Source organism: Mycobacterium sp. C31M, from assembly GCF_053345865.1.
This window is the reverse complement of the sequence record NZ_JBKFAX010000013.1, coordinates 23,465-32,256: the sequence shown is the minus strand read 5'-3', so window position 1 is coordinate 32,256 and position 8,792 is coordinate 23,465. Positions and strand designations below refer to the sequence as shown.

The 8,792-nt window shown below is 64.9% G+C and carries 11 protein-coding genes, 1 tRNA gene and 1 pseudogene; 5 read left to right on the top strand and 8 right to left on the bottom strand.

Features of this window, described 5'->3' with window-relative positions; all coding sequences use genetic code 11:
• The first annotated feature begins 9 nt into the window (after window positions 1–9).
• A complete protein-coding gene (gene acpS / locus ACLBYA_RS19880; protein WP_447711158.1) occupies window positions 10–399 on the top strand; it encodes a holo-ACP synthase AcpS in 390 nt (129 codons plus the stop codon).
• Window positions 400–929: 530 nt separating this feature from the next.
• On the opposite strand, the gene ACLBYA_RS19875 is transcribed toward acpS, so the two are convergent.
• Window positions 930–1,388, bottom strand: coding sequence for a MarR family winged helix-turn-helix transcriptional regulator (locus ACLBYA_RS19875; protein ID WP_447711157.1), 459 nt, complete (start codon window positions 1,386–1,388; stop codon window positions 930–932).
• 98 nt (window positions 1,389–1,486) lie between these two features.
• Between ACLBYA_RS19875 and ACLBYA_RS19870 the strand changes: the two genes are divergently transcribed.
• Window positions 1,487–1,906, top strand: a complete 420-nt coding sequence (locus tag ACLBYA_RS19870) for an organic hydroperoxide resistance protein (RefSeq protein ID WP_447711156.1) — start codon at window positions 1,487–1,489, stop codon at window positions 1,904–1,906.
• A gap of 108 nt (window positions 1,907–2,014) precedes the next feature.
• Here ACLBYA_RS19870 and ACLBYA_RS19865 read toward each other — a convergent pair whose 3' ends face one another.
• The 3 genes and pseudogenes from ACLBYA_RS19865 to ACLBYA_RS19855 form a co-directional block, all read right to left on the bottom strand.
• Window positions 2,015–2,992, bottom strand: a complete 978-nt coding sequence (locus ACLBYA_RS19865; RefSeq protein ID WP_447711155.1) for a hypothetical protein — start codon at window positions 2,990–2,992, stop codon at window positions 2,015–2,017.
• A gap of 182 nt (window positions 2,993–3,174) precedes the next feature.
• Window positions 3,175–4,017 (bottom strand): SDR family NAD(P)-dependent oxidoreductase, encoded by an 843-nt coding sequence (locus ACLBYA_RS19860; protein ID WP_447711154.1) that lies wholly within the window; start codon window positions 4,015–4,017, stop codon window positions 3,175–3,177.
• Window positions 4,018–4,185: 168 nt separating this feature from the next.
• Window positions 4,186–4,838: pseudogene (locus ACLBYA_RS19855) on the bottom strand (transposase).
• 133 nt (window positions 4,839–4,971) lie between these two features.
• Between ACLBYA_RS19855 and ACLBYA_RS19850 the strand changes: the two are divergent.
• Complete coding sequence (locus tag ACLBYA_RS19850; protein ID WP_447711153.1) at window positions 4,972–6,324, top strand: M20/M25/M40 family metallo-hydrolase; 1,353 nt, start codon at window positions 4,972–4,974, stop codon at window positions 6,322–6,324.
• A 63-nt stretch (window positions 6,325–6,387) separates the two neighbouring features.
• Window positions 6,388–6,681 carry a hypothetical protein gene (locus ACLBYA_RS19845; protein WP_447711152.1) on the top strand — a complete coding sequence of 98 codons (294 nt, stop codon included), beginning with the start codon at window positions 6,388–6,390 and terminating at the stop codon, window positions 6,679–6,681.
• A gap of 6 nt (window positions 6,682–6,687) precedes the next feature.
• On the opposite strand, the gene bcp is transcribed toward ACLBYA_RS19845, so the two are convergent.
• On the bottom strand, window positions 6,688–7,161 hold the full coding sequence (gene bcp, locus ACLBYA_RS19840; protein WP_447711151.1) for a thioredoxin-dependent thiol peroxidase: 474 nt from the start codon (window positions 7,159–7,161) through the stop codon (window positions 6,688–6,690).
• 91 nt (window positions 7,162–7,252) lie between these two features.
• Here bcp and ACLBYA_RS19835 point away from each other — a divergent pair, with 91 nt between their 5' ends.
• Window positions 7,253–7,480, top strand: a complete 228-nt coding sequence (locus ACLBYA_RS19835) for a DUF3618 domain-containing protein (RefSeq protein ID WP_447711150.1) — start codon at window positions 7,253–7,255, stop codon at window positions 7,478–7,480.
• Here ACLBYA_RS19835 and ACLBYA_RS19830 read toward each other — a convergent pair.
• From ACLBYA_RS19830 to ACLBYA_RS19820, 3 genes are all read right to left on the bottom strand, one after another.
• Window positions 7,467–7,649, bottom strand: coding sequence for a hypothetical protein (locus ACLBYA_RS19830; RefSeq protein ID WP_447711149.1), 183 nt, complete (start codon window positions 7,647–7,649; stop codon window positions 7,467–7,469). The two genes, ACLBYA_RS19835 and ACLBYA_RS19830, sit on opposite strands and share 14 nt — an antisense overlap.
• 342 nt (window positions 7,650–7,991) lie before the next feature.
• Window positions 7,992–8,369, bottom strand: coding sequence for a hypothetical protein (locus ACLBYA_RS19825; protein WP_447711148.1), 378 nt, complete (start codon window positions 8,367–8,369; stop codon window positions 7,992–7,994).
• A gap of 280 nt (window positions 8,370–8,649) precedes the next feature.
• Window positions 8,650–8,722 (bottom strand) — tRNA-Lys (locus tag ACLBYA_RS19820).
• Window positions 8,723–8,792: the final 70 nt, after the last annotated feature.

Genomic DNA, 8,792 nt, shown 5'->3' with positions numbered 1-8,792 from the left:
GTTTCGGGCATGGGCATCGTTGGAGTAGGGATCGATCTGGTGTCGATTCCGGATTTCGCCGAGCAGGTCGACCAGCCGGGAACGGTTTTCGCCGAGACCTTCACGCCGGGGGAGAGGCGCGACGCCGCGGACAAGAGTTCGTCGGCGGCGCGTCACCTCGCGGCGCGGTGGGCGGCCAAGGAGGCCGTGATCAAGGCCTGGTCGGGATCACGGTTCTCCAAGCGGCCGATGCTGCCCGAGGGTATCCATCGCGATATCGAGGTGGTCACCGACATGTGGGGCCGGCCGAAGGTCCGGTTGACCGGAGCCATCGCCGAGCACCTCAAGGACGTGACGATCCACCTGTCGCTGACCCATGAGAAGGACACCGCCGCCGCAGTGGCGGTCCTGGAAGCCTGAGATCCTTCGCCGCGAGCGTGCGCGTCTGCTGGTCGACACGCCGCTCGCGGTCCGGAGTTCACGTACGCTCGCGGGTCACTAGCCTCGATTTTGCATCGGAGTTGATGGTGGCGTCGTTCTGCTGGTGAATTGTGTTGCTGGGTAGTGGGTTCGGCGTGTTGGCGTGGTTGATTGGTCCCGGGTCGCCGGGTGGAGTGGGCTTTCCCGGGGCCAGTGAGCTTTTCGTGGTCGGTTGGTCAGGGGCTGTCGGTCATCCAAAGGCGGGTGCGGATGGTCTGCCAGGCCGTGGCGATCTGGGCGGCCCAGCGCCAGGTGGCATCGATGCGTAGTCGCAGTTGGCGGGTCCGGGCTGGTTCCGGCGCAGATCAAGGGACGGGCGCAAGCCCAGCGCCTCCACCAGGGCCGGCCAGTCCGCGCCGGACACCACGTATTTCGGCGCCGGATGTGACGACACCGTGCCCCGCCAGGAAACCGGCAATCGGGAATCCTCACCGGTGACGAATCCCCTTTCGGGGGCGAGGGTGCGGCGGTCACTCCAGGGCCGGTGTGGTGCCCTCCAACATATCGGCGAGCTCGCCGAGTTCGGCCATCAACTCGCGTATCGCTGCCGGGGTCAGATCGTACTGACGCGCCATCTTCTGCGGAACGATGGTCGCTGCCCGACGCAGTTCTCGGCCGGCACGGGTCAAACCGATGCGAACTCGCCGCTCGTCGTCGGCGTCCCTTTTCCGGTCGATGAACCCTTGGTCCTGTAACCGTTTGAGCAACGGGGTCAGGGTTCCGCTGTCAAGGTGAAGCTGATCGCCGATCTCACTCACGAAGAGCGGTTCATCGGCCTCCCACAACACCATCATGGTCAGGTATTGGGGGTAGGTGATCCCGAGTTCGGCCAGGCATGGGCCGTACGCGCGGGTCATCGCGCGACTTGCCCGGTACAGCACAAAGCACAGTTGGTTGTCCAACTCGAGCTCGGGGATCCGTTCGACCATCGCAGGCGATTCTAGCAGTGAGTTTTGCACAATTTAATTGTGCGCAATATAGTTGCGTGATGTAAGCCTGGAATGGAAACCCGACGAGAGGGAAGCTCATGAGCAGCACGATCTACACGACCACGGTGACGGCGTCCGGCAACGGCCGTAACGGCCATATCGAAAGCGAGGACGGACTCCTCGTACTGGACGTCAAGATCCCCAAGGAGATGGGTGGCGCGGGAGGTGCGACCAACCCGGAGCAGATGTTTGCCGGTGGGTACGCCGCATGCTTCCATTCGGCACTCAAACACGTCGGCGCAGAAGACAAGGTCGATCTCAGCGATTCTGCGGTGTCGATCACTGTTTCGATGGGTCCGCTGGGCAACGGCGGGTTTGGTCTCTCCGCCGAAATCGACGTCCACATCCCCAACGTCGACCGTGAAGCCGCCATCACGCTGGTCGAACGCACCCATCAGGTGTGTCCGTACTCGAATGCCACCCGGGGCAACATGGACGTCGTGCTGACGGTGGTCTGATCGCGCGGCGGTTGTGCCCGCCCAGCGATGAGAACCTGCTGCGTCTGCGGACACTCGGTCGGGGAGGTGCAAGCAGCCTGTCCGGCTACCGTCGGCGAGAGCGGACGGTCACTTCTCGGTGGGGTGTTCGAGACGCAGCAGGAGCACGGCGGCGGAGTACCGGAGTCGGCCGAGGGGGGTGCGCGGGTCGTAGCCGATATCCCGCATCAGGGCCTCATACCGAGCCTGGACGCTGGAGTGATGCATTCCGAGCCGTACTGCCGCAGATCGGATGCTGTCGGCCTCGACCAGGGCGCGTAGGACACTGGATTCGAAAGTGTCCAGGCCTTGGAGTCTCGTCACGTCGTCGTGCGGAGTGTCGGGATCGTAGGCGCGAACCATCAGCAACGCGGCGCCGAGATCGGTCGCATCGACGACAGGATCGGCCGTATCGGTGAGCTGGTAGGCGATGACAGCCGCCTCCCAAGAGTCCGGCGCGCGGTCGGCGCGGACCCAGGTGCCAAGACCGGTGCGCTCGGCGGGGGAAACGCTTCCCGAAGTGTCGACCGTTGCGCGCATCATCCCGTAGCGCGTCGGCACCATGGTTGACAGCACACCGGGAGGCGCCGGCCCGACCCCCGTGGCGAGGAGACGGATCCGTGCGTTCCTGTCGATGCCGAGGAGGGCGAGGGACTCCCTGCGCTCGGCCGCCTCCCGGTTGGAGTCCACGATGATGTCCAAGCCGCCGCCGGTCCACCGATGGGTCTCGACGAGCTCGACCGTCAAGGCGAGCCGCTCGACGATGATCTCGTCGTTGGTGTGTAGCGCGCCGTTGCGCTCGAGCCATACACGCGCGCTGCCGCAGCTGCGCTCGGGGGATCGCGGGCCCGTCTCGTCGGCATCGAGCCGGCGCCCGGTGGCGTCGTACCTGCTGATTCGGCCGTGCCGCTGTGCACCGGCGACGGTACCGGCGAGCGCCGCTGCCCCATGCAGCAGCCCGTCGAAGCTGACCCTGGCGACAGCCAGCGTGTCGAAGTATGCGATGACCTTGAGCGTCTCGTTCGATTCCGGGTCCAGGACGGGGAGCCTGCCGACGAGTTCGTACATCTGTGCTCCAGGTGCTGCTACTGCGACATACCGCCCCTGGGCCGACATCAGGTGCCCAGTGCGGCCAAGCTATTCCGCCACACTGGACACCTGGCCGACCACGGTGGGAATTCCGATCATAGCGAACTGCCGAATCCGACAGACGCAGGCGTGACTCCCTGTGTGCGCTGGGCGGGCGATCGTTAGCGCTCGGCCTCCTGACGGAGAATCTCGTCGAGAGGATCCGAACCGGCGAGGATCAGCTGCAGCGACGGATCGGGGCCGTGCCGGTCGTCGGTGTCGGCGAAGGCCTGTTCGATCTCGCGATGCAGCCCGGCGACGAGCGGCTCGTAGTCGCCGTGCGTGGGGATCAGGAATCGCTGGGCCTGCAGCGCCTCGACCACCTGCTCGCCGACCCGGTCCGGGTCCGCGCCCGCGGGCCGGTCACCCGACGCTTCGGCCGACGTCAGACCAGTCGCCACAGTGCCCGGGGTGAGAACCGATACGTCGACGGCAGTGGCCTTGAGTTCCTCGCGCAAGGTGAGGGAGAGGCCCATGCTGGCGAACTTCGACGCGCAGTAGGCGCCGACTCCCGGAATGGGCATCAGGGCGCCCATGGAAGCGGTGTTGAGGATGTGGGCCCGACCCCCGCGCTCCAGGAAGCGAGGTAGGAACGTCCTGACGCCGAGGAACTGACCGTCGACGTTGACCCGGAAGTGGCGATGCCAAAGCTCCGAGGTTGTGTCGACGATGGGTGCGTTCGTCACGATGCCGGCGTTGTTGACCAGGATCGAAATCGGACCGAGTGCGGCCTCCGCGCGATCGGCTGCACCGAGCCACTGGTCCTCGCTGCTGACGTCGAGCGGGACTGCGACGACGGTGGCACCGGTGCCGCCGAGTTCCTCGGCGACCGTCGCGAGCTTGTCAGCGTCGAGGTCTGCGAGGGCGACCTTCGCGCCTCCGCTGATGAGCGCTTTGGCGATCCCGAGTCCGATACCCGAGGCCGCTCCGGTGACGAAGGCGGCTTCTCCACTGGGCCAGGTCATGATTCTTCTTCCTCACTGTTGACGGAGTGTCCTTATCCATAATCTGTGCCGAACACCACCTGAGGACACCGCCAGATACGGCGCATTCGGCGGAACTTGACCGACATTCGGCGAGAGTCCGCCGATGGAGCTCGAGTTGGGGCCAGTGAGCTTTTTGTGGTCGGTTGGTCAGGGGCTGTCGGTCATCCAAAGGCGGGTGCGGATGGTCTGCCAGGCCGTGGCGATCTGGGCGGCCCAGCGCCAGGTGGCATCGATGCGTAGTCGCAGTTGGCGGGTGATGCGGGTGATGCGGGCGGCGACGTGCAGGACCCGGTAGCGGAAGGTGTTGATTTCGGCGCGGGCCAGGCTCGGGTGGTTGGCGAAGCCAATCAGGCGGGCCCAGGTCACCAGGTCGGCGGCGGTCAGAACGATTTCCAGCCAGGCGGCGTTGGCCCAAAATGAATGGCACGGCAGGTTGCGCAGGCCGGTGTTCTTGAGTTCGCCGCTGTGGTCTTCGACGCGGGCGTGTTGGCGGTGGCGTAGTTCCAGGCCGGCGACTTGGCCTGCCACGACACCGGGCGGTGTGTCGGTGATGAACGCGGTGACCCGCATGCCGTCGGTGTCGGTGAACCGCAACTGCGCTGCCGCAGCCAGATCCGCGAACACATCACCGGGGGCATACACCCACGGGCCGCGGTAGGTATCCGCCAAAGCGGCGCTGACCTGCCCAGATAGCCCGGTTCGGTCGGCGAGCTCACGCAACATACCCATCCCGGCTGGGACACGACCCCGTGGCCATCCGCCGACACTTTCACCCGTGATGCGGTCGCGATACTCTTCACTTGCGAAGTGCCTTCCCGTGGGAACGATTGAACCGTAGAGAAGTCAAATTATTCCTTGCAGGACAGGCGCTTTCGCGTATCTACACCCCGAAAATCACAACATTGCGCGAAAAATCCGGGCTAGCCTTGGGGTATGAGTGATATCGCCGCACGTGTCCGCGAACTGCTGCCCTCGGTGCGGGCCGATCTCGAGGACCTGGTCCGCATCGAGTCGGTGTGGGCCGATCCGGCACGGCGACCCGAGGTGTACCGCAGCGCGGAGCTGACGTCGAAACTGTTGTCAGAGGCCGGTTTTGCGGATATCCGTACGGTCGAGGCCGGAGGTGCACCGGCCGTCATCGCCCGCCACCCGGCTCCGGCGGGTGCACCGACGGTACTGCTATATGCCCATCACGATGTGCAACCCGAGGGCGATCCGGGGCAGTGGCAGTCGGCGCCGTTCGAGCCGACCGAACGGGACGGCCGGCTCTACGGACGCGGTACCGCCGACGACAAGGCCGGTATCGCAACACATCTCGCGGCCATCCGGGCGTTTTCCGGTGATCTGCCGGTCGGGGTGACGGTGTTCGTGGAGGGTGAGGAGGAATCCGGCTCGCCATCTTTGACGGCGTTGTTGGCCGCACATCATGATCTGCTGGCCGCCGATGTCATCGTCATCGCCGATTCGGACAACTGGAGCGTGGACATTCCCGCGCTGACGGTGTCGCTGCGCGGGCTGGCCGACTGTGTGGTCGAGGTCGCGACGCTGGACCACGGGCTGCATTCGGGGCTGTGGGGTGGGGTGGTGCCGGACGCGCTGAGCGCCCTGGTCCGGCTACTGGCCAGCCTGCACGATGACGACGGCAACGTCGCGGTCGCGGGTCTGTACGAGGCGAGCGCCGCCGAGGTCGAGTTCTCCGAGGATCGGGTGCGGGCCGACGCCGGTCTGCTCGACGGGGTGCAACAGATCGGTTCGGGTCCGGTGGTGCAACGGATGTGGGCCCGCCCGGCGATCACCGTCATCGGTATCGACACCACGCCCATCAACAAGGCGTCCAACACGCTGGTGCCCAGCGCGCGGGCGAAGGTCAGCATGCGGGTGGCGCCCGGCGGGGATGCCCGGGCGCACCTGGCGGCGCTCACACGACACCTGGAAACCCACGCTCCGTGGGGCGCGAGGGTCACTGTGACACCCGGCGATGTGGGGCAGCCCTATGCGATCGACGCCGGCGGCCCGGTGTACGACGCGGCGCGACGGGCCTTCGAGGTCGCGTGGGGCCGGGAACCCATCGATATGGGCATGGGTGGTTCCATCCCGTTCATCGCCGAGTTTGCTGCGGCCTTCCCGGAGGCGAAGATCCTGGTGACCGGTGTCGAGGACCCCGGCACCCAGGCACACAGCATCAACGAGAGCCTGCACCTGGGTGTGCTGGAGCGGGCCGCAGTCTCCGAGGCGTTGTTCCTGGAAGCGCTGGGCGCGTCCGTACCCGCGCCTGAACTGGGCTGATGGCAGGCCGCGCAGTCGCCGGACGGCGCCTGGTGGACCGTGCGCCGTTGATGGATACCCAGGTTGGACAAGATCAACGCCGTTGGTAGGCTGTCCTTTTCCTCGCGGCATGACCGATTGGTCCTTTTTGTCGCCGCGCTGATCGAGGCGCCGCTCATCGCGCTGTTGCCGTTGTCGATCCTCGCAAAGCTGTGCGCCCTACAGCGATGGGAAATCGAAATCGAACGCGGCGACGAGTGGAGGACCACCGAGCAGGTCCGCGGATGGTCCGCCTCCGTTGGCCTGATCGAGTCGATCACCGCCGAGGTGAGCGCGGGGACCTATTCAGCTCCGCGACACGACCTACGGAATCCGTGATGTCGGCTAGACCGATAGGTCGCGGCGCAGCTTGGCGACGTGCCCGGTGGCCTTGACGTTGTACTGGGCGACCTCGACGACACCCTTCTCGTCGACCAGGAAGGTCGACCGGATGACACCGGTGACGGTCTTGCCGTACATGCTCTTCTCACCGAACGCGCCGTAGGCGGTCAGCACCTTCTTGTCCGGGTCCGACAGCAGCGGGAAGGTCAGTCCTTCGGCTTCGCGGAATTTGGCCAACTTCTCCGGCTTGTCGGGGGAGATGCCGATGACGTCGAGGCCCGCGTCGTTGAGTTCGGCGAGGCTGTCGCGGAAATCGCAGGCCTGTTTGGTGCAGCCAGGCGTCGAGGCCGCCGGGTAGAAGTACACGATCACCTTGCGGCCCTTGAAGTCGGACAGCTTGACGGTGTTGCCGTCGGCATCGGGGAGGCTGAAGGCCGGTGCCTTGTCGCCGACTGCCAACCGCGGGGTCTGTGCCATGCCTGGATACGCCTTTCTTCTCGACCGGGGCAGCGTGGTCGGCTCCGGCTGCTCTAGGGTAATTCGGTACGCCGACGACTTGGAGGACACAGTGGCTGATCGGGATCCCGACGCGATCAAGAAGGACATCGACCAGGCTCGCGATCAGCTGGCCGCAACGGTGGACTCCCTGGCCGTGCGCGCGAACCCGCAGCGGATCGCCGACGATGTCAAGACTCAGGTGGTGGCATTCGTGACCAAGCCGCCGGTGTTGGTATCGCTGGCGGGCGTCGGAACGGTCGTGGTGGTGCTGGTGATCCGTCGGATCAGGCGCCGCTGACGGTATCGAGACGTCGCCGCCGCGGGCGCAGCCAATCGGTGAACGATCGGGTCGGCGGGTTTGCGGTACGGCCGAGGCGGCTGCAGCTGATGACGTCGATCACGCCGTCGCCGGGCGCGGCACCATCGGGGATTGCGGCCCCGAACCTCGATGCGCTCTCGGCTGACATCAGCTAATACCTCGTTTCGGCCCCCGACGGACTGCTGTCGCCAGACCTTGAGGCGTACAGCTAACTTGAGAGTAGCACGCCTGGGCGATCTGCGGTCAATTCTGGATCTTGAATCTACCTGCAGATTTGGCGTGTAGGTCTGGGTATTTTGATCCAGTCACACAACTGAACTCGTCCAGAGAGCGCGATCTCAGCACATTGGCCGAAGCGAAGAGGCTGGTTGGCTAGCAAATTGACGTCAACGTCGATCGCAACGCTAACATCGGTGCAGCAGGGTTTGCCACCATTCCTGGTGAATTCTGCGTTACCCGAGAACCGTTGAAACCGCACCCGTGACGTTCGTCAGGCGGGCCCGATGACGGGTTGATGCCAATATTCGCCGGTGCCGGTCAGCACCGCACTGACCAATTCGTCGGTGACCACCATGTCGGCGTTGATGTGCGGGTTGGGTACGGGCTCCGGGCGTGCCACCACATTCGCACGGTGGCCGCAATCGACGGCAAATGGATCTTTGCCCAGGAGTCGATTGCTGATCTCGGAAACTGCGTGCGACCGGGCGCCCTCTCGAATACACGGTGTGAATATGAGGCTGGCTTGCTCCGCGGTGACGAATGGCATCGCGGACGGCGCAGGCAGGGGTGGTGGCGCCGCGATGGCCTCGAAGCGCACGCCGCACGCGCTGACGGTGGCGCAGGCAATCATGAGCAGTGGCAAGGTCACTCGGCGCGCAGGGGTGCGATGGGATGTCATTTGACGTCGTTCCCTCTCGGTACCCCGGCGGACGTTTTGTGTTCACTGTCGGTTGATGTCCAACAGTCGATAAACGAACGGAGAAAGACGCCTGGACTAATTAACGAACATGCAAATTAAATTCGGATGTCACCAATTTGCTGCGTAGATGTGATCGTGTCATGAAGCGGCATTCTGCGCAGGAGATATCGACGAATCTGTTCGCGTCGGAAAATGCGAACGCCCCCTTCGATGAAGGGGGCGTCTGCAGTGCGCCGTCAGGGTTTCGAACCCCGGACCCGCTGATTAAGAGTCAGCTGCTCTACCAACTGAGCTAACGGCGCGGCGGGAGAAACAATAACAGCCGAGGCGCGTAGAGGTGAAATCCGCATGACAGCGGGGGTTTCTGAGCCT